We start from the raw sequence: 19107 nt of genomic DNA on the forward strand, positions 1-19107 counted from the left end.
GTTCCCGGCGCGCGTCACCCGTTGGGGCTAAAGCCATTCCGCTTCGGTCGCGATGCGGATCGCGTGGACCCGGTTGCGCGCGTTGAGCTTCGTGACCACCGCGGCCAGGTAGTTGCGGACCGTGCCGGCCGAGAGGAACAGCTCCGCCGCGATGTCGGCGACGTTGCGCCCGCGCGCCGCCAGCGACAGGATCTCGATTTCGCGCGGGGTGAGCGGGCAGTCGTCGGTTTCCCAGGCGGCCAGCGCCAGTTCGCTGTCGATGACGCGGCGGCCGATCGCGACCGAGCGCACGGCGTTCGCCAGCTTGTCCGACGGCGAGTCCTTGAGCAGGAAGCCGTTCACCTTCGCGTCCAGCGCGCGGCGGACCGTGCCGGGGCGGCCGAGGCTGGTCAGGATCAGCGTGTGGACGTCCGGGAGGCTCTCGTGGATCTCGACCGCCGCCGACAGCCCGTCCTTGCCCGGCAGGTCGATGTCGATGACCGCGACGTCCGGCTGGGCCGCCTTGGCGGCGGGGAGGATCTGGTCGCCGCTGGACACCTCGGCGACCACTTCGATGTCGGACTCCAGGTTGAGGAGGGCGACCAGGGCGCCGCGGACCATGTGCATGTCCTCGGCCAGCAACACCTTGATCACGACGGTACCTCGCACCCCAGTCCGTTGACTCCGAACGGCAATTGTACGCCATTGCCCGGCCGCGCCGGTGTTTCGCGCAAGCGCACCGAAGGTGAATGGCCGGGAATTCACCGCGACGCCCGCTGGTCCGAATGGCTGCCGGGAACGCGGACGGGATGAGTCCGCCGCCCGCCGATAACGGACGGCGGATTCGGCACCCGGGAATTGCACGCTCAGACCGCCATCGGGCGGGCCACCGCGGGCTGGCGCAGGTCGGGCAGCGCGAGCAGGACCGGCGGGTCGAAGCCGTGCCGCGGGCGGAGCCGGACGTCGGCCAGGCTCGCCGTGACGCCGCGGTGGACGGTCACCGGGCCGGCCAGGCCGGTGTAGGGCCGCAGGGTGTGGTTGTCGACCTCGCCGCAGCCGTAGGCGTGGGTGAGCACGTACCACGAGCCCAGCGGGACGTCTGCCAGTGCGTACGGCCCCGGACCGGGCAGGACGGCGAACCGGGCCGGCGCGCCCTCGGCGATCCGGGCCGCGAACAGCCCGACGAACACCGGCCCGACCTCGGCCGACGGCGCGACGCGCAGCTGGCCGCGCACGGTCGTCCCGGAGCCCGGCTGGGCCTGCCGGTCGGTGAGCCGCGGCGCCATGCCGCGCAGCTGCCGGTAACCCGACGGCGAAACGCCGACACTGCCGCTGAACCGGGCGCTGAACGTGCCGACGCTGTTGTAGCCGACCTGGTGGCTGATGTCGGCCACCGAGATGACCGTGGTCGCGAGCAGGCGCTTGGCCTCCGCGAGCCGCAGGGCCGACAGGAAGCGGCCCGGCGACAGCCCGGTGACCCGCAGGAACACCCGGGTGAAGTGGAACTTGCTGAACATGGCCGCGCGGGCGAGGTCGTCGATCGTGAGCCGCTCACCCAGGTTGTCTCGCATGGTCACGATGGCGCGTGCCACGGCTTGCCGGACGATCTCATCCATGGTGGCCGTCCCTCCCGGTCGACAATGCCGCCCGGTCACCTCCGGCGATGAAGGCGTCCGGTGCGGAAGATGTGATTTCGACCAAAACTGTAGGTCGGCGGGCGTCTACTTCTTAAGTGCTCTGTGCACTGGTCCGCGTGGATTTCACCGGTCCCGGACATGCGTTTTGCACATCGGGTGTGAAGCGGGCCGGGAACGGGAACTTCGGTGCCGGGAGCACATGCGTTTCTCACACCCGCGGTCGCGGGCCGGATGCGCGCGAGTGCGCAATGTGACGAAAACCGGGGTGTTCGACGGCGTTCGATCCCCTTGCTAGCCCGTTCGGAGTCTTCCCCGAAACCGCACGGACCATGTGTAAGCCACAGCACGGCGATGATGCGGGCACTGGTTGATGCTGCGTTCGTTGGCGACGATTTATGGCACGTGAAGCATTCATCTTCGCCACTGGGAGCAGAACATGTCCGCACTGGGTACCGTCAACGTCCGCGCGCTTTTCGTCGATTTGGGAATCGAGCTCGAGAACGTGGGTTCCGACCTCGTGATCGACCGTTTCGAGCACTTCAGCATCGACGGTTCCCAGGGCACCGTGCGAGGCTGTGGCGGCGCCTGCATCTGCCGGGCGGACATGCTCGACGCGGCCTGACGGGTGTTTGCGCAGTTCTTGGCGTCGCAAGCCGGTCACGGAGGGCGCTCAACGTGCCCGCCGCGGCCGGCTCGGCCGCGCCGGGATCGCCGGGGAAGTCCACAAGCGACGTGGCCGGAAATTTTCCGACACGGGTGACGAGAACTCCCCGGCGATCGTGACGGCTGGTAGCCGCCCGGGCGCGAGTAGGCGTTTTTAACCTGGTCCTAACCCGTGCATGTGCATTTCGCGGCAGCACCGCAAAAGTGGTGCCCGAATGGTGCAACCGATTCGTCAAGCAGAATGTTTAACTGAGCTTCTGGGGAATCGTGAGTGCGGAGGCACCCGTGATCAGAGTGCTGGTGGCCGAGGACATGCACATCGTGCGGGGAGCACTGGTGGCGCTGCTGCGGCTCGAACCCGACATCGACGTGGTCGCCGAGGTCGCCTCCGGGCTCGAGATCCTGCCCGCGGCGCGCGCCAAGCAGGCGCAGGTCGCCGTCATCGACATCGACCTGCCCGGCAAGGACGGCCTCACCGCGGCCGGTGAGCTGCACGAACACCTCCCGGACTGCCGGACCCTCATCCTGACCAGCCTGGGCCGTCCCGGGACGCTGAGGCGGGCGCTGGACGCCAAGGTGGGCGGGTTCCTGCTCAAGGACGCGCCGCCCGACAAGCTGGCGAACGCGGTCCGCGGCGTGCTCGCCGGCCGCCGCATGGTCGACGGCGACCTGGCGCTGGCCGCGTGGGACACGGTGGACTGCCCGCTGACCGCTCGCGAGCTGGACGTGCTGCGGATGACCGCGCAGGGCTACGGAACGGTCGAAGTCGCGGCCCGGCTGTACCTTTCCGCCGGGACAGTACGGAACTATCTCACGACGGTCGTCGCGAAACTCAACGCCCGCAACAGGGTGGACGCGATCCGGATCGCGGAGGAGGCCGGCTGGCTGTGACCCGCCGGCCGTGGTGGCGGTGGAGGTCCAGACCAGTCACGACTTTGCCACTCCCCGCCCGGGAAGGCCGGGGCCCCGGCGCCGAGGCCGCTGCTGTGGTGGGCGGAGGTCCAGACCAGCCCGAGTGGTCCAGGCCTGAAGCAGCGGCCGGTTCGAAGAATCCGGGAGGACGCCGATCCCGTTGCCGGAGCCGGGGTTCAGGCCGGGACGACCGCGCGCAGCCGGAAGCGGCCGTCCGGCTCGACTCCCGCCGTCAGCTCGCCCCCGAGGTCCGCGACCCGGTGGGACAGGTTCCCGATCCCGCTCCCCGGAGACGAGTCCCGCGGCACCGCCGCGGCCCGCGGCGCCGGCACCACCGGCTCCGCCGCCCCGGTGCGCTCCACGCCGTCGTTCACGATGTCGAGGCAGATGCCGCCGTCCGTGCGGCGCATCGCGATCTCGCAGCTCTCCACCTTGCTGTGCCGCAGCACGTTCGTGACGCCCTCGCGCAGGACCACCGCCAGCACCGTGCGCACCGGGGCCGGGAGGTCGTCGCCGAGCATCTCCATGCGCACGCGGACGTCGGCGGCCGCCAGCACCGACTTCGCCGTGCGGGACTCGCTGTCCAGCGACAGCTCGCGGTAGCCGCTCGCCACGGACCGGACGTCCGACAGCGCCTGGCGGGTCAGGCCGAGGACCTCGGTCAGCTCCGCCGCCGCGCGGTCGCGGTCCAGGGGCAGCACCCGGGCGGTCAGCTCGCTCTTCAGCGCGATCGCCGACAGGCTCATGCCGAGCAGGTCGTGCAGGTCGCGGGCGAACCGCAGCCGCTCCTCGGCCAGCGCCATCTCGGCCAGCCGGCGGCGGGTGCTGGCGAGCTCGGTGACCAGCCGGACCAGCCACAGCAGCCCGAACACGGCCAGGCTCGTCATCACGGTCGCCGCGGTGTAGAAGATCGTGGACGCGATGTCCGCGCCCGACATCCGCTGGATCTCGGCGTAGGCGGCGATGTTGACGACGAAGAACGCCCAGCCCGCGACCGGCGGCACCACCAGCAGCGCGTTGCCGATCAGCAGCCCGGGCAGGCTCACCCAGGCCGGGCCGAGCGGCAGCAGCGGCAGGTAGATCAGGCAGGCCTGCACCAGGAGCATCCCGTAGCTCTGCGCCGTCCGCAGCTGGGTCGAGGGCCGGTTGAAGTACGAGAACTGCAGGGCCAGCAACGCCACGATCGAGCCGAGGACCAGCGCGATCTCCCACGGGCTCGGGGTCAGCTGGAGCAGGTGCGCCGTCGCGCCGATCCCCATCAGCACCATGATCACCGGCAGCAGCCGGCGAATCTGCTTCGAGGTGTTTTCCGACCGCTCCTCGGTGTCGTGCGCGGCGGTTTCGCCCGGCCGCCCGGGCACGGGGACCTCGACGCGCAGCCGGAACCGGCCGTCCGCGCCCGTCTTCGCGCTCGCCCGGCCGCCGAGCGCGGCGACTTCGTCGGGCAGGGCCGTCAGCGCGCTGCCCGGGGCGAGCGCCGGGTCGTCCGCCGCCACGCCGTCGTTGACGATCTCGAGGACGACCTCGCCGTCCTGGTGCCGGACGTCGATTTCGCAGTGCTCGACGTCGCTGTAGCGCAGGACGTTGGTGACGCCTTCGCGGAGCACCTTGGCCAGCAGCGTCCGGACCTGGACCGGCAGATCCCCCTGGTCGAGGTGGATCCGGACGGCGATCTCCGACGCCGACAGCAGCGATTCGGCCGTCCGGGACTCCTTCTCCAGCGACAGCTCGCGGTAGCCGTGGGACACCGCGCGGACGTCGGAGAGGGTGCGCTGGGCGGTGGCGGTGATCTCGCCGAGCTCGGCCTTGGCGCGCTCGGCGGACTTGCGCATCAGGCGCGACACCAGCTCGCCCTTGAGCGCGATCGCCGACAGGCTCAGCCCGAGCAGGTCGTGCAGGTCGCGGGCGAAGGCCAGCCGCTGCTCGGCGACCGCGCGCTGGGCCAGCTCGGTCCGGGCCGCGTGCAGCTCGTGGACCATCCGCGCGAGCCGCGACAGCAGGTAGAAGACCAGGATGTAGAACAGCGTCCCGACCGCGTTGTAGCCGGTGCTCACCGGCGCCGCGCCGAACACCTGGTAGACCACGACGGTGCTGAGGAGGACCACCACGACCGCTGCCCAGCCGTACCGCGCGGGGAAGATCAGGAGCGCGGTGCCGCCGACGTACACGAGCATGATCGCCCAAGACACGCCGAAGGTCGGCAGCGGCAGGTAGGCGAGCGCGACCATGACCCCGAACAGCACCCGGCTGGCCGGGGAGCCGAGGCGGGTGGTCGGGCGGCTGAACCACAGCAGCTGGATCGCCAGCAGCCCGGCGGCGGCCAGGACGGCGTACACGGCGTGGAAGGGGTCGACCGACCTGGGCAGCAGGTTGACGACGCCGATGACGCTGAACCCGGCGATGACCACGACGATGATGGCCGCGGACAGGTACGCGGCCAGCCGGGGACGGCGGTCGGCCGCGGTGGTGCCGCGGGGTTCGGCGGTGGCGGACAGCTCCGCGGCCGGTTCGAGCGCGGCGACCGGCGACATCAGTGCGGAACCCCCGGGGTCTCGGCGGTGGCCGGGGCGCCCCAGGCGGCCCGGCCGGGGCGCGGTGTGCGTTCTGCTGCCGACCGATCCTAACCCACGGGACGTCCGATTCCGTGCGCCGAAAAGACGTGGGGAGGGCGCGCGGCGGACCCGGGAAGACGGCACGACGGCGGCGGGGGCGCGGGCTCAGTGCCGGCCGGACGCCGACCGCAGGCGGTCCGGGACGCCGAGCAGGCTCAGGAAATCCAGCCGGGACAGGGCGACCGACGCGGTGTGCAGCACGGAACCGCGCTCGCACCGGAAGAAGCCCAGCGCCGACTCGAGGTCGTCCCAGAACTCGCCGCCCGTGGTTTCGGGCAGCCGCCGGGTCACCGGGAAGTCGGCGGTGAACGCGCGGCCCGCCGAGTACGTGGGCAGGTCCCGGCCGAAGTGCCGCCGGTACCGCTCGAGCTCGGTGTAGGGCGCGGTGGAGACCAGCACCAGCCGCAGGCCGGGGTCGTGCAGCGCGGCGGCGACGTCGGCGGCGGCCGCGTCGGCGAAGGGGCCGCTGTGGCCGGACATCGTGTGGTGCACGGCGAGGCGCGGGCGCCCGTCGAAGAGGTCGGCCAGCGAGATCCGGCCCTGCGGGCCTTCGAACAGGTACTTCGCCGCGTTGACGACCCGCGGCCGGTCCAGCTCCGGCACGGTCAGCTCCGTCATGGCTCGCCCTCCCTGGAAGTGGTCCCCGGTCGGAGTGTGGCTCGGGGGCCCGGGCGGCTCCCAGCGTTCGGGCCGGGAACCGCAAGCTGGGAGACGCGGAGCGGCGCCGAAGCCCTCGCCGTGCCCGGCGGCCGGGCGGACCCTAGGCTCTGCGGGCATGGCACGTTATTTCGACCTGCACCCGGAGAACCCGCAGCGCCGGTCGCTGGGGCAGGTCGTCGAGCTCCTCCGCGCCGACGGGCTGATCGCCTACCCGACCGACTCGTGCTTCGCGCTCGGGTGCCGGCCGGGCAACCGCGACGGGCTCGACCGGATCCGCACCATCCGCAAGCTGGACCACCGGCACCACTTCACGCTGGTGTGCCAGGACTTCGCCCAGCTGGGCCAGTTCGTCCACATCGACAACGCGGTGTTCCGCGCGATCAAGGCGGCGACGCCGGGCAGCTACACGTTCATCCTGCCGGCCACCAAGGAGGTGCCGCGGCGGCTGATGCACGAGAAGAAGAAGACGGTCGGCGTCCGCATCCCCGACCACCGCGTCACCCAGGCGCTGCTGGCCGAGCTCGGCGAGCCGCTGCTGTCGAGCACGCTGCTGCTGCCCGACCAGGCCGAGCCGATGACGCAGGGCTGGGAGATCAAGGAGGAGCTGGACCACCAGCTCGACGCGGTTCTGGACTCGGGGGACTGCGGAGTGGAGCCGACGACGGTGGTCGACTTCTCCTCGGGCGAACCGGAGATCCTGCGGCACGGCGCGGGCGACCCTGCGCCGTTCGAGTGACGCCGGTCAGTTCTCCAGCAGCTCCAGCCATTCGGCGGTGTGCCCACCGCTGAACGTCAGTCCCAGGTCCTCCGCGTGCCGGCGCCCCGTCACCAGCAGGCAGAAGTCCTCCGCCGGGCCCGTCACCCGGTCGCCGGCCTCCTCGGGCCCGAAGTCCCACCGCGTCCCCGACGGCGCCAGCAGCTCGAAGCGGAACTGGCCCGGCGGCGTCCGCTGGCGGCGGTGGTACGCGCGGTCCCGGGTGCGGACGCCGTAGTACGCCACGTGGCCGATCGCGTCGTCGCGGCGGGGCTGGACGCCCAGCGCGTCCGCGATGTCCTGGCCGCACGCGAACAGCTCCGTCAACGCCGCCGCCGCCAGCACCGACGGGCGCAGCGGCCCGTCGCTCCACGGCAGCTCCGGCTTCGCCGGTGCCGACGCGAGCAGGGCGTTCGCCTTCCGCTGCTCGATCAGCCACGTCACGATCGCCTCGTCGAGCGAGTCGTAGGAGATCTGCGGGGTGACGCCGAACGCGCCCGGGTTCTCGGCGCTGAGCCGGACCAGCCGGGCGGTCGACGTCAGCCGGGCGAAGTGCCCGGTGAGGTCGGGGCCGGGGCCGTACCCGTGGCGCTCGGCCAGTTCGGCCAGCGCCTCGGTCTCGGTCTGCAGGTCCGTGAACACGTCGGCCATCGGTGCCACCCTCCTGGGTCCGGGTAACCGGTACTCCAGGCTGGCAGGGTGCCCCGCGGCGGCTCCACTCCGCGCTTGCGACGTGACGCCACGGGCGGCGGCGGGGTCGGCTATGTTCATGCCCACCGACGATGGGAGGGCGGGCGTGAAGTACCTGTTGGCGATGTACCTCAACCCCGACGTCATGGCGAACCTGTCCAAGCAGGACATGGACGCCATCATGAGCGGGCACCAGGACTTCATCCGCACGATCCGGGAGTCCGGCGAGATGCTCGGCACGCAGGCGCTCGCGCCGGTCGCCGACAGCACCGTCGTGCGCGTGCGCGGGGGACTGCCCGCGGTCACCGACGGCCCCTTCCTCGAGTCGAAGGAGTTCCTCGCCGGCTACTACCTCGTCGACTGCGCGAGCAAGGAGCGCGCGGTCGAGCTGGCCGCGATGATCCCGGACGCCGCGCTCGACGGCATGGGCGTCGAGGTGCGGGAGATCGTCTTCTTCGCCGACGCCGAAACCGAGATCCCCGGTTCGTGACGTGACCGCGCCCGCCCCGGTCGCCGAGGTCCTGCGCCCGCTCGTGCCGCAGGTGCTGGGCGTGCTGGTGCGCCGGTACGGCCAGTTCGACGCGTGCGAGGACGCCGTCCAGGAGGCCCTGCTGGCGGCGAGCGAGCAGTGGCCGGCCGAAGGCGTCCCGGACAACCCGCGCAGCTGGCTGGTCACGGTCGCCACCCGGCGGCTCACCGACCACTGGCGCAGCGAGAGCGCGCGGCGGCGGCGCGAGGAGTCGGTCGCCGTGCGGGAGCCGGTGACCGTCGTCCCCGGGCCGGGCGAGGACCAGCCCGGCGGCGAGGACGACACGCTGAAGCTGCTGTTCCTGTGCTGCCACCCCGCCGTGTCGCCGCCTTCGCAGGTCGCGCTGACGCTGCGCGCGGTCGGCGGCCTGACCACGGCGCAGATCGCGAGCGCGTTCCTGGTGCCCGAGGCGACGATGACCCGGCGCATCACCCGCGCGAAGGAGAGCATCGCCGCCGCGGGGTCGACGTTCAACGAGCCGTCGCCGGACGACTTCGGCGACCGGCTGCGGGTCGTCCTGCAGGTGCTGTACCTGATCTTCAACGAGGGCTACACGGCGACGTCGGGGGAGAACCTCGTGCGCGCGGAACTGGCCGCGGAGGCGATCCGGCTGACCCGCGCGGTGCACGCGCTGACCCCGGGCGAGGGCGAGGTCGCGGGCCTGCTCGCGCTGATGCTCCTGACCGACGCGCGGCGCGCGGCGCGCACGGGCCCGAACGGCGAGCTGGTGCCGCTGCAGGACCAGGACCGCGGCCGCTGGGACGCGGCGATGATCGCCGAGGGCGAAGCGCTGGTGGACGCGACGATCGGTCACGCGGCGCTCGGGCCGTACCAGGTGCAGGCGGCGATCGCGGCGCTGCACGCCACCGCGCCGAGCACGGAGGAGACGGACTGGCCGCAGATCGTCGAGCTGTACCACGTGCTGCAGGCGCTGATGCCGAGCCCGGTGGTGACGATCAACCAGGCGGTGGCGGTGGCCCAGGCGTCGGGCCCGGCGCGCGGCCTCGAGTTGCTGGACACGGTCGACGCGAAGCTCGACGTCGGCCGCCGGCTGGACGCGGTCCGCGCGCACCTGCTCGAGCTGGCCGGGGATCTGCCGGGCGCGCGTGAGCACTACCTGAAGGCCGCGCAGCGGACGGCGAGCCTGCCCGAGCGGCGGTACCTGATGAAGCGGGCCGGCCGGATCGCGCCGGACCCCGCGCAGAACTGAGCGAGGCCCGGCGCCGGTCCGGTGCGGGACTCAGCGGACCACGATGCCCGACGGGGGCTCCGGGGCCGCCGGGACGTGGAACAGACGGGCCAGCAGCTCGAGGTCGGCGACGTCGCCCTCGATCGACAGCTTGCCGGTGCGGACCGCGTCCGCCGCGGTCACGTGCCCGCTCATCAGGTCCAGCATCGCCGCGCCGCTGGACGCCTTGACCACCAGGTCCGCGCCCGCGAACCGGCCTTCGCCGACCTTGACCGCGCCGTCCTCGACCAGCGCGTGGACGATCATCCGGTCGTCGTACCGGATTTCGTAGGTGATCTGGACGCCTTCGGCCACGTCGGCGCGGAACGTCGTGTACAGCGACAGGATCGCCGAGTCCAGCGTGAACACGTCGTCCGGGCCGGGCTGGTTGAGCGACCGCGCGCCCCACAGGCCGAGGTCGAGGAGGATGCTGTCGAGCTCGCTGCCGTACTGGGTCAGCTCGTAGACCAGGCCGGCGTCGAGCTCGGCGCGGACGCGGCGGCGCAGCACGCCGGTCGCCTCGAGTTCGTTGAGCCGGGCCGACAGGATGGACGGCGGGATCTTGGGCAGGCCGGCCTGCAGCTCGTCGTAACGCTTCGGACCGAGCACCAGGTCACGGACGATCAGCAGCGACCAGCGCTCGCCGATGATCTCGAGAGCGCGGGCGAGGCCGCAGAACTGGCCGTAGGCGCGGGTGTTGGGAGCGGGCATCGAACTTCCTCACTTCTTTCTCGGGCGGAGCGGGGTGATCGGCCGGAGCCGGGGAAGCGGTGGATCAGCGGTGGTCGCCTTCGGAGATCAGCTCGCGGTGCAGCACCTGGAGGTCGTCGCACGGTTCGACGCCCAGCTCGCCGGCCAGCCGCGACCGGAGCCGGCGGTAGACGGCCATCGCGTCGGAACGCCGCCCGCTGCGGCCGAGCACGCGCATCAGCTGGCCGTGCAGGGCTTCGTCGAGCGGGCTGCCGGTGGCCAGCGAGCGCAGTTCGCCGATCAGCTCACGGTGCTTGCCGCTGGTGATCTCGGCTTCGATCCGCAGGTGCAGCACGCTGCGGCGCTGCTCCAGCAGCTCGGTTCGGTACGCCGACAGAATCGGTCCACAATGGACGTTCGCGAGCGGCGGGCCGGACCAGAGGTCGAGCGCCGCGCGGTAGGCGTCGGCCGCCCCGGCGTGGTCGCCGGCGTCCTGGTGCTCGTGGCCCCGCTGCTGCAGCCGGACGAACCGGTAGGTGTCCACTTGGGACGGATCGATGTAGAAGGTGTAGCCGGACTGCTTGGTGGCCAGCATCTTCTCACCGTCGGCGGCCAGCCGGTTCTGGTCGATGCACCGGCGGAGGTGGTAGACGTAGGTGTGCAGCGTCGTCCGGACCGTCCGGGGCGGGTTGTCCGACCACAGCTCCCGGATGAGGGTGTCGATGTGTACCATCTTGCCCGGGCGCATCACCAGCACGGCGAGCAGCTGCAGGACCTTCGGTGTGGTCGGCGCGAAATCGACGCCGGCGCGCAGCACTTCCAGCGGGCCCAGGACGGTGAACGTCACGCCACCGTCGTCCGGTGCTTCCGTTGGCGGCAGTTCGGAGTACATGGCAGGCCTCCAGCGTCGTCAATGCGTCCTCGCGCTCCCCAGTCGAGCCGCGCGGGGTCGGGGGACGGCCGACTCCGGGCTTCTATCCGAATGTGACAGAGCGTCTCTCCGGCGACCAGTGAGTCACCCACCAGAGTCAACGTGCGTTTGCCCCGTGGCCCCGTGGATTTCGCAGGTTCGCGACGTGCGTTCCGCATGGTCCGCCATCCGGCCCAACCTGGGGCGCGGCGCGCGGCGGCGTCGCTGGAACGGACCAGGCGCGGGGTGCGGCGGGGCCGCCGGGGACCGCGCGGGCGGGTGTCCGGCACGCCGGCACCGTGCGTTCCGCACGGACCGTCCAGTGTGGATCACCCGTGGCCGCGCGGGGTTCGCCCGACCGGGTGCGTTTCGCCCGCGACGCCTCCATCGCCCGTCGATCGTCCTGCAAGGACCGGCGTCTTCCCTGACATGAGGAGAACTGCCATCAGGGGAATTCGAGGTTGGACGGATGATGTTGCGGTCTATTGCGGCTGTCGGACACGACAGCGAGTTCGACGAACCGCCCCGGGTACCCGCCCTCGAGCGGGTCGAGAAGTCGGTCCGGCCCGCCGTGCTGCAGGCGATCTCGTCGATCCAGGAGCGGTACTTCGAGCCGATCACGCTCGCGGAGCTGGCGTCGGAGGTGTTCGTCAGCCGGTTCCACTTCTCCCGGATGTTCGCCGACGCCACCGGCGTCACGCCCGGCCGGTTCCTCACCGCCGTGCGCCTGTTCGAGGCGAAGCGGCTGCTGCTGACGACGTCGCTGAACGTCTCCGACATCGTGTGCAGCGTCGGCTACAGCAGCGTCGGCACGTTCACCAGCCGGTTCTCGCGCGCGGTCGGGATGACGCCGACGCAGTACCGCGAGCCGCAGGTCGCCGAGCTGCTCGTGGCGATCTCCCCGACGTTCCAGCGGCTTCCCCCGTTGCGCACGCTGCGCGCGGCCGGCCGCAGCTGCGCCTCGCTGCAGACCGGCACCGGCGTGCTGTCGATGCGGCTGGACATGCCGCGCGGCTCCGCGCCGGCCGACACCCTCGTCGGGCTCTTCGCCGACCCGGTGCCGCAGTGCGGCCCGGTCGCCTTCGGCGGCATGGCCAACATGAGCTCCGGCGAGCTGACCATCCACGGCGTGCCCGCCGGGCGGTGGACGGCGATCGCGGTCGCGCAGCACCAGCCGGGCGCCGGTGGTCCGCGCTTCTCGATCGGCTACCAGGGCGTGACCGTGGCGCCCTACGGCCAGTCCACCGCGCGGGTGGGGCTGCGCGCGCCGGCCGCGACCGACGCGCCGATCGCGATCACGCTGGCGTCGAAGCAGTCGCCGTTCACCCAGCGCATGCTCGCCGCCCAGCGGCCGCACCTGCGCGCCGTCGCCTGACCTCACGCCGAACAAAGGAAGACACCAGCATGTCCACCGTCATCGGAGTGCTCCGCAAGCGGTTCCTCGCTCCTTCGCTCGCTTCGGTCGGGTTCGCCGAGCGCGGTTTCCCGGTCACCCACACCGACGCGACGGCCCGGCTGGAGGCGGTGCCGCAGGCGGTCGTGTGCGGGTTCGAGTGGGCCATCGAAGGCGCCTCCCTGTGGGAGATCGAGCGCCGGCTCGCGCTGATCGAGCCCGAGCAGCGCGGGTTCGCCTACGAGGGCGCGACGATGGGCTACACGATCCTCGACGCGATGCCGGGCGGCGGCCGCGACCGCACCCGCGAGCTCCTGGAAGGACCCGCGCGCCCGCACATCTTCCTGACCTACATCGGGATCGGCTTCGCGATGGCGCGGCTGCCGCGTCCACTGTGGAAGAACATCCTGCCCGAGCTGACGGGGGTGGCCTACCACCCGGTGATGAGCTGGCTGGCCGTCGACGGCTTCGGTTTCGACCGCGCCTACTTCGACACCAAGAAGTGGATCGACGAGCAGGCCGAGCCGGAGCCCTACCCGTGGGCCGGCCGCCCGGAGTACTTCGGCCGGGCGTTCGACCAGGGAGCCGGGCGCGCGCTGTGGTTCGTCAACGGTGGCAACCCGGACGCCGTCGCCGCGGCGGTCGGCCGCTTCGCCGAGCACCGCCGGGCGGACCTGTGGAGCGGGGTCGGGCTGGCCGCGACGTTCGCCGGCGGCAGTGACCAGGGCGGGCTGGGCCGGCTGCGCCGGGCGTCCGGCGAGCACTACGACGAGCTCGCGCTCGGTGTGGTGTTCGCGGTGAAGGCGCGGACGTACTCGTCGTACGTGCCCGCCCACACCCACCTCGCCGCCGGGGTGCTCACCGATCTTTCGGTGCAGGGCGCGCAAAACCTCGCCGACCGCACCGAACAGGCCGACGGCGACGACGGCCCGGAGCCGCCCTACGAGCTGTGGCGGCAGCGGATCCGGGCGGAGTTCGACCCGGCCGCGCGGTGGCGCACAGCCTGAGAAAGTGATCGCGGGCAAGCGCGGAGTAGAGCGCTGACCAGCGAATCTGTGACCGTAGAAGGAACATCCCAGTCGACCCTAAGGGGGAGAGTGCGTTGGGCAATGGCTGGCGTACGCTCAGGCGCCGCATCCTGACACCGAACGTCTCGGAGACCTTGCTGGAGAAGCGGGGCTTCCACCGGAAGAGCCCAGCCGCACAGGAACGGCTCGAGACCGTCGGGGAGAAGTTCCTCCTCGGGTACGCGCACGCTGTCGAAGCGAAGTCGGTCGAGCAGGCCGAGGAATGGCTCGAGCGCATCCCCCCGCAGTTCCGCGGATTCGCCTACGAGGGCGCGGGAATGGGGTACGGCGTCCTCGATGGACTGCCGTTCGGCAAGAGCACGAACATCGCCGAGTTCCTGGCCGGCCCGGGCGAGAAGCACGACTACATCATCTACGTCGGCGTCGGCTGGGCGATGTGCCGCCTCCCGCGGTTCGCGTGGCCGAAGGCGTCGGCGTTCGACCCGCTGCTGCGCTGGCTGGTGCTCGACGGCTACGGCTTCCACCAGGCGTACTTCAAGACCGACTCCTACATCCGGAACCAGTACCAGGAGCCGGGCTTCTCCTGGCCGGACCGGCGGTACGACGGCTACGCGCTGCGGGCCATCGACCAGGGCATCGGCCGGGCGCTGTGGTTCATCTGCGGCACCGACGTCGAGCTCGTGACCAAGACGATCGAGGAGTTCCCCGAGTCGCGCCACGGCGACCTGTACGCCGGCGTCGGGCTGGCCTCGACCTACGCGTGCGGCGTCACCGCCGACGAGCTGGCGGAACTGGTCGACCGGGCCGGGATCCACCACGGGCCGCTGGCCCAGGGGAGCGCTTTCGCGGCCGAGTGCCGGGTGCGCTCGGGCCTGCTGATCCCGGAGACCGAGCTGGCGGCCCGGGCGATCTGCGGGATGTCCGCCGAACGCGCCGCGGCCATCACCCAAGAGGTCCGGCCGGCCGCCGTCGTCGACGGTGACGACGTCCCGGCCTTCGAAACCTGGCGGCAGCGGATCGCCGAAGAAGTGCTGACCCACGGAGGGAAGAAGAAATGACCGCGACCTTCGGCTGGCTGCGCAAGCAGCTGGCGGGCATCGTGGCGCTGGTGCTGATCCTCGGCCTGTTCCTGGTCGCCCGGCTGCCCAGCGTTTCCGCCTCCGAGCAAGACTCGATGGCGGGCCAGTTCCACTTCACCCCGATGACGATCGCGCTGCCGGCGGCCTCGAAGTCGCAGTCGATCCGGACGGTGAACAAGGAGTACGAGCACATCGCCGCGTGGATCTCCTCGGTCGGCGCCGCGATCGCGATCAACGACATCAGCGGCAGCGGCAAGGCCAACGACCTCTGCCTCGTCGACCCGCGCAGCGACCAGGTCGTCATCACGCCGGCGCCGGACTCCGGCCCGCGTTACGCGCCCTTCGCGCTCGATCCCGCGCCGGCGCTGCCGACGTGGGACTACATGGCGCCGATGGGCTGCGTCCCCGGTGACTACAACGAAGACGGCCGCACCGACATCCTCGCCTACTACTGGGGCCGGACGCCGGTCCTGTTCCTGCAGAAGGCCACCGCGACGAAGTTCGACGCCTCGGCGTTCCAGCCGACCGAGCTGGTGGCGGGCAACCACCGCGGCCCGGACGGCAAGTACAACGGTCCACTGTGGAACACCGACTCGGTCACCATCGGCGACTTCGACGGCGACGGGCACGTCGACGTCTTCGTCGGCAACTACTTCCCGGACAGCCGGGTCCTGGACCCGAACGCCGACGGCGGCATCACGCTGAACCAGTCGATGTCGCACGCGGAGAACTCCGGCGCCAAGTACATCTTCCGCTGGACCGGCGCCACGTCGGGGGCGAACCCGAGCGCGAAGTTCGCCGACGCGTCGCAGGGCATCCCCGAGTCCGCGCGGCTGGGCTGGACGCTGGCTTCCAGCGCGACCGACGTCGACGGCGACAACCTGCCGGAGCTCTACATCGCCAACGACTTCGGGCACGACCACTTCCTGTACAACAAGTCCACGCCGGGCCACATCGAGCTCGCCGAGGTCACCGGGGTCCGCGGGATCGCCGACCCGAAGTCGAAGGTGCTGGGCCACGACTCCTTCAAGGGGATGGGCGTCGACTTCGGCGACCTGAACCACGACGGCCTCTACGACCTGTTCGTCAGCAACATCACGACGTCCTGGGGTATCGAAGAGTCGAACTTCCAGTTCATGAACGAGGCCAAGGACAACGCGGACCTGACCCGGCAGTTCAAGGACGGGGTCGCGCCGTTCCACGACGACAGCGCCGCGAAGGGCACGGCGTGGTCCGGCTGGGGCTGGGACGTCAAGATCCAGGACTTCAACAACAGCGGCGAGAACCAGATCGCGCAGGCCACCGGGTTCGTCAAGGGCCAGGTCAACCGCTGGCCGAACCTGCAGGAGATCGCCACGGCCCACGACGGCCTGCTGTCCAACCCCTTCTGGTGGCCGAACGCGCGCGCCGGTGACGACATCGGCGGCGACCAGACGCTGCACTTCTTCGTGAAGAGCTCCGACGGCCGGTACACCGACCTCGCGCCGCAGCTCGGCCTGGCGGTGCCGGTGCCCACCCGCGGCATCGCCGTCGGCGACACCGACGGGGACGGCCTGCCCGAGTTCGCCGTGGCCCGGCAGTGGGAGCAGCCGATCTTCTACCACAACGACAGCCCGAACCCCGGGAAGTACCTGCAGCTGAAGCTGACCACCGACGCCCCGGTGGCGCCCGGCCCGCTGCCCGCGGCCGGTCCGCCCGCGATCGGCGCCCAGGTCACCGTGACGACCGCGGACGGCAAGAAGTACCTCGGCCGGGTCGACGGCAGCAGCGGCGAGGCCGGCCGGCGCAGCTTCGACATCCAGATCGGCCTCGGGCACGACGTCAGCGGCCCGCTGACCGCCCACCTCCAGTGGCGCGACCGCACCGGGCAGCTGCACCAGCAGGACCTGAAGCTGGCGCCCGGCCAGTACTCCCTCCAGCTCGGTACCCAGGTTAAGGAAGCGAAGTGACCGGCATGGCCACCCCGACTCTGACCAAAGTGGACAGCGCGCCACCGAAGCGGACCAACAAGGTCATCACCGCGCTGCGGCGCTTCGCGATCTCGATCACGATCTTCAACATCATCGGCTACACCGTGCTCGGCTTCGAGCAGCCGTGGCTGTACCCGTTCGTCGCGCTGGCGACCGCGTACACCACGGAGATCGGCCTCGAGATCATCAACGCCCGGGTTACCCACCGCGACGTCCGGTTCCGGGGCAACGGGTTCAAGGGGCTGATGGAGTTCCTGCTGCCGGCGCACATCACCGGTCTCGCCCTCAACATGCTGACCTACGTCAACGACCAGATCCTCGTGATGATGTTCGGCGTCGTCGTCGCGGTCGGCGCGAAGTGGGTCCTGCAGGCGCCGGTGTACGGCCGCATGCGGCACTACATGAACCCGTCGAACTTCGGCATCACGATCATCCTGCTCGTGTTCCCGTGGGCCAGCATTGCCCCGCCCTACCACTTCACCGAGCAGATCCCGACCTGGGGCGGCTGGCTGATCGTCGGCATCATCCTCGTGTCGGGCACGGTGCTCAACGCGCTGCTGACCAACCGGATGTGGCTGATCGCGGGCTGGCTGAGCTTCTTCGTCGTCCAGGCCTTCGTCCGCGGCTGGCTCTTCGGCACGTCGATCCCCGGCGCGCTGGCGATGGGCACCGGCGTCGCGTTCGTGCTCTACACCAACTACATGGTGACCGACCCGGGCACGTCGCCGTCGAAGCCGGTCTCGCAGTTCCTCTTCGGGTCCGGGGTGGCGCTCGCCTACGGCTTCTTCACCGCCGTGCACGTGGCCTACGGGCTGTTCCTGGCCACGGCGACCATCTGCCTGATCCGCGGCATGTTCCTGTGGGGCCTGCACTTCTCGAACAAGGCGCGGATCAAGTTCGAAGCGGACCAGGCCGCGCAGAAGGCGAAGCTGGAACTCGCCTCGGCGCCGCCGGCGGGCGACGAGAAGCCGGGAGCGGTCGCGGCATGACCGTCGGATCGGACGAGGCCCGGGCGGCGCGCACCGCGCCGCCCGGGCCGCCGCGCCGGGCGACGTTCCGGTTGCTGAAGCAGCTCTTCACCGACCGGCTCGCGCTCATGGGCGACAACGCCGAGACCTACGGCGACGTCGTCCGCATCGCCATCGGCCCGAAGGCGATGTACCTGGTGAACCACCCGGACCTGGCGAAGCACGTCCTCGCCGACAACGCCGCGAACTACCACAAGGGCATCGGCCTGCAGGAGGCCCGGCGGGCCCTCGGCGACGGCCTGCTCACCAGCGACGGCGACACCTGGAAGAAGCAGCGCCGGACCATCCAGCCGGTGTTCCAGCCCAAGCGGATCTCGCGGCAGGCCGCGGTCGTGGCGTCCGAAGTGGACGGGCTCGTGAAGCGGCTGGCCGAGCACGACGGGCCGGTCGAGATCCTGCACGAGATGACCGGGCTGACGCTCGGCGTGCTCGGCAAGACGCTGCTCGACGCCGAGCTGGGCGGGTACGAGACGCTCGGCCACTCGTTCGAGGCCGTGCAGGACCAGGCGATGTTCGAGGCGGTCACGCTGAGCATGGTCCCGCAGTGGGTGCCGCTGAAGAAGCAGCTGCACTTCCGGACCGCGCGCGACGACCTGCGCCGGATCGCCGACGAGCTCGTCGAGCAGCGGCTGGCGGACCCGGTCGAGAACGGCGAGGACGTGCTGTCCCGGCTGATCGCGTCCGGGTCCGAACAGGGCGCGTCGCGGGAACGCATGCGCGACGAGCTGATCACCCTGCTGCTGGCCGGGCACGAGACCACGGCGAGCACGCTCGGCTGGGCGTTCCACCTGATCGACGAGCACCCCGAGGTCGGCGAGCGGCTGCACGCCGAAGCCGTCGAGGTGCTCGGCGACCGGCTGCCCGAGCACGAGGACCTGCGGCGGCTGACGTTCACCGTCGCGGTCGTCGAGGAGGTCATGCGGCTGTACCCGCCCGTGTGGCTGCTGCCGCGGATCGCCCAGGCCGACGACGAGATCGGCGGGTACCACGTGCCGGCCGGCTCCGACGTCGTCGTGGTGCCCTACACGCTGCACCGGCACCCGGGTTTCTGGACCGAGCCCGAGCGTTTCGACCCCGGGCGGTTCACCGCCGCGGAGCGCCCGCCGCGCTACGCCTACCTCCCGTTCGGCGCCGGGCCGAGGTTCTGCATCGGCAACAGCCTCGGGGTGATGGAGGCGGTGTTCGTGCTGGCGATGGCCGCCCGGGACCTGGAACTGCGCAAGGTGCCCGGCAAGGTCGTCGAACCCGAGGCGATGCTCTCGCTGCGGGTGCGCGGCGGGCTGCCGATGACCGTGCACCGCCGGGACCGGACGCGGCGGGCGCAGGCAGCCTGACGTCTTCGGCG

At 71.2% G+C, this 19107-nt stretch carries 18 protein-coding genes; 11 read left to right on the top strand and 7 right to left on the bottom strand.

Annotation, left to right across the window (positions count from 1 at the left end; genetic code table 11):
* Positions 1–27: 27 nt before the first annotated feature.
* Both ABFJ78_RS14775 and ABFJ78_RS14780 read right to left on the bottom strand, forming a co-directional pair.
* Positions 28–633 (bottom strand): response regulator transcription factor, encoded by a 606-nt coding sequence (locus ABFJ78_RS14775; protein ID WP_364466069.1) that lies wholly within the window; start codon positions 631–633, stop codon positions 28–30.
* 212 nt (positions 634–845) lie between these two features.
* Positions 846–1595 (bottom strand): helix-turn-helix domain-containing protein, encoded by a 750-nt coding sequence (locus ABFJ78_RS14780; protein ID WP_436386818.1) that lies wholly within the window; start codon positions 1593–1595, stop codon positions 846–848.
* Between the two features lie 457 nt (positions 1596–2052).
* Between ABFJ78_RS14780 and ABFJ78_RS14785 the strand changes: the two genes are divergently transcribed.
* Positions 2053–2238, top strand: coding sequence for a hypothetical protein (locus ABFJ78_RS14785; protein WP_436386819.1), 186 nt, complete (start codon positions 2053–2055; stop codon positions 2236–2238).
* Positions 2239–2564: 326 nt separating this feature from the next.
* Positions 2565–3170 (top strand): response regulator transcription factor, encoded by a 606-nt coding sequence (locus ABFJ78_RS14790; protein WP_372666448.1) that lies wholly within the window; start codon positions 2565–2567, stop codon positions 3168–3170.
* 197 nt (positions 3171–3367) lie between these two features.
* On the opposite strand, the gene ABFJ78_RS14795 is transcribed toward ABFJ78_RS14790, so the two are convergent.
* Positions 3368–5722 carry a sensor histidine kinase gene (locus tag ABFJ78_RS14795; RefSeq protein WP_436386821.1) on the bottom strand — a complete coding sequence of 785 codons (2355 nt, stop codon included), beginning with the start codon at positions 5720–5722 and terminating at the stop codon, positions 3368–3370.
* Positions 5723–5908: 186 nt separating this feature from the next.
* On the bottom strand, positions 5909–6421 hold the full coding sequence (locus tag ABFJ78_RS14800) for a DUF899 family protein (protein ID WP_436386822.1): 513 nt from the start codon (positions 6419–6421) through the stop codon (positions 5909–5911).
* 157 nt (positions 6422–6578) lie between these two features.
* Between ABFJ78_RS14800 and ABFJ78_RS14805 the strand changes: the two genes are divergently transcribed.
* A complete protein-coding gene (locus tag ABFJ78_RS14805; RefSeq protein ID WP_436386823.1) occupies positions 6579–7199 on the top strand; it encodes an L-threonylcarbamoyladenylate synthase in 621 nt (206 codons plus the stop codon).
* A gap of 6 nt (positions 7200–7205) precedes the next feature.
* Here the strand turns inward: ABFJ78_RS14805 and ABFJ78_RS14810 are convergent, their stop codons facing one another.
* Complete coding sequence (locus tag ABFJ78_RS14810) at positions 7206–7868, bottom strand: maleylpyruvate isomerase family mycothiol-dependent enzyme (RefSeq protein WP_436386825.1); 663 nt, start codon at positions 7866–7868, stop codon at positions 7206–7208.
* Between the two features lie 145 nt (positions 7869–8013).
* Between ABFJ78_RS14810 and ABFJ78_RS14815 the strand changes: the two genes are divergently transcribed.
* Positions 8014–8397 carry a YciI family protein gene (locus ABFJ78_RS14815; protein WP_372667197.1) on the top strand — a complete coding sequence of 128 codons (384 nt, stop codon included), beginning with the start codon at positions 8014–8016 and terminating at the stop codon, positions 8395–8397.
* 1 nt (position 8398) lies between these two features.
* On the top strand, positions 8399–9646 hold the full coding sequence (locus ABFJ78_RS14820; protein ID WP_436386826.1) for an RNA polymerase sigma factor: 1248 nt from the start codon (positions 8399–8401) through the stop codon (positions 9644–9646).
* Between the two features lie 30 nt (positions 9647–9676).
* Here the strand turns inward: ABFJ78_RS14820 and ABFJ78_RS14825 are convergent, their stop codons facing one another.
* Positions 9677–10375: a winged helix-turn-helix transcriptional regulator gene (locus ABFJ78_RS14825; RefSeq protein ID WP_436386827.1), complete on the bottom strand. Its 699-nt coding sequence runs from the start codon at positions 10373–10375 to the stop codon at positions 9677–9679.
* A 64-nt stretch (positions 10376–10439) separates the two neighbouring features.
* Positions 10440–11246: an AfsR/SARP family transcriptional regulator gene (locus tag ABFJ78_RS14830; RefSeq protein WP_436386828.1), complete on the bottom strand. Its 807-nt coding sequence runs from the start codon at positions 11244–11246 to the stop codon at positions 10440–10442.
* A 487-nt stretch (positions 11247–11733) separates the two neighbouring features.
* Here ABFJ78_RS14830 and ABFJ78_RS14835 point away from each other — a divergent pair, with 487 nt between their 5' ends.
* From ABFJ78_RS14835 to ABFJ78_RS14860, 6 genes are all read left to right on the top strand, one after another.
* A complete protein-coding gene (locus ABFJ78_RS14835) occupies positions 11734–12639 on the top strand; it encodes a helix-turn-helix transcriptional regulator (RefSeq protein WP_436386829.1) in 906 nt (301 codons plus the stop codon).
* Between the two features lie 29 nt (positions 12640–12668).
* Positions 12669–13664 carry a DUF1702 family protein gene (locus ABFJ78_RS14840; RefSeq protein ID WP_436386830.1) on the top strand — a complete coding sequence of 332 codons (996 nt, stop codon included), beginning with the start codon at positions 12669–12671 and terminating at the stop codon, positions 13662–13664.
* A 95-nt stretch (positions 13665–13759) separates the two neighbouring features.
* The gene (locus ABFJ78_RS14845; RefSeq protein ID WP_436386832.1) at positions 13760–14743 is read left to right on the top strand and encodes a DUF1702 family protein; all 984 of its coding nucleotides are present in this window, start codon (positions 13760–13762) and stop codon (positions 14741–14743) included.
* Entirely contained in the window at positions 14740–16713 is a 1974-nt protein-coding gene (locus ABFJ78_RS14850; protein WP_436386834.1) for a CRTAC1 family protein, read from the top strand. The genes ABFJ78_RS14845 and ABFJ78_RS14850 overlap by 4 nt, the downstream gene beginning before the upstream one ends.
* Positions 16714–16718: 5 nt before the next feature.
* Positions 16719–17723: an enediyne biosynthesis protein gene (locus ABFJ78_RS14855; protein WP_436386836.1), complete on the top strand. Its 1005-nt coding sequence runs from the start codon at positions 16719–16721 to the stop codon at positions 17721–17723.
* Positions 17720–19096 (top strand): cytochrome P450, encoded by a 1377-nt coding sequence (locus ABFJ78_RS14860; protein WP_436386837.1) that lies wholly within the window; start codon positions 17720–17722, stop codon positions 19094–19096. Before ABFJ78_RS14855 ends, ABFJ78_RS14860 begins: the two co-directional genes overlap by 4 nt.
* Positions 19097–19107 lie beyond the last annotated feature (11 nt).

Origin of the sequence: Amycolatopsis sp. MEPSY49 (assembly GCF_051337345.1) — a bacterium.
Taxonomy (GTDB): domain Bacteria; phylum Actinomycetota; class Actinomycetes; order Mycobacteriales; family Pseudonocardiaceae; genus Amycolatopsis.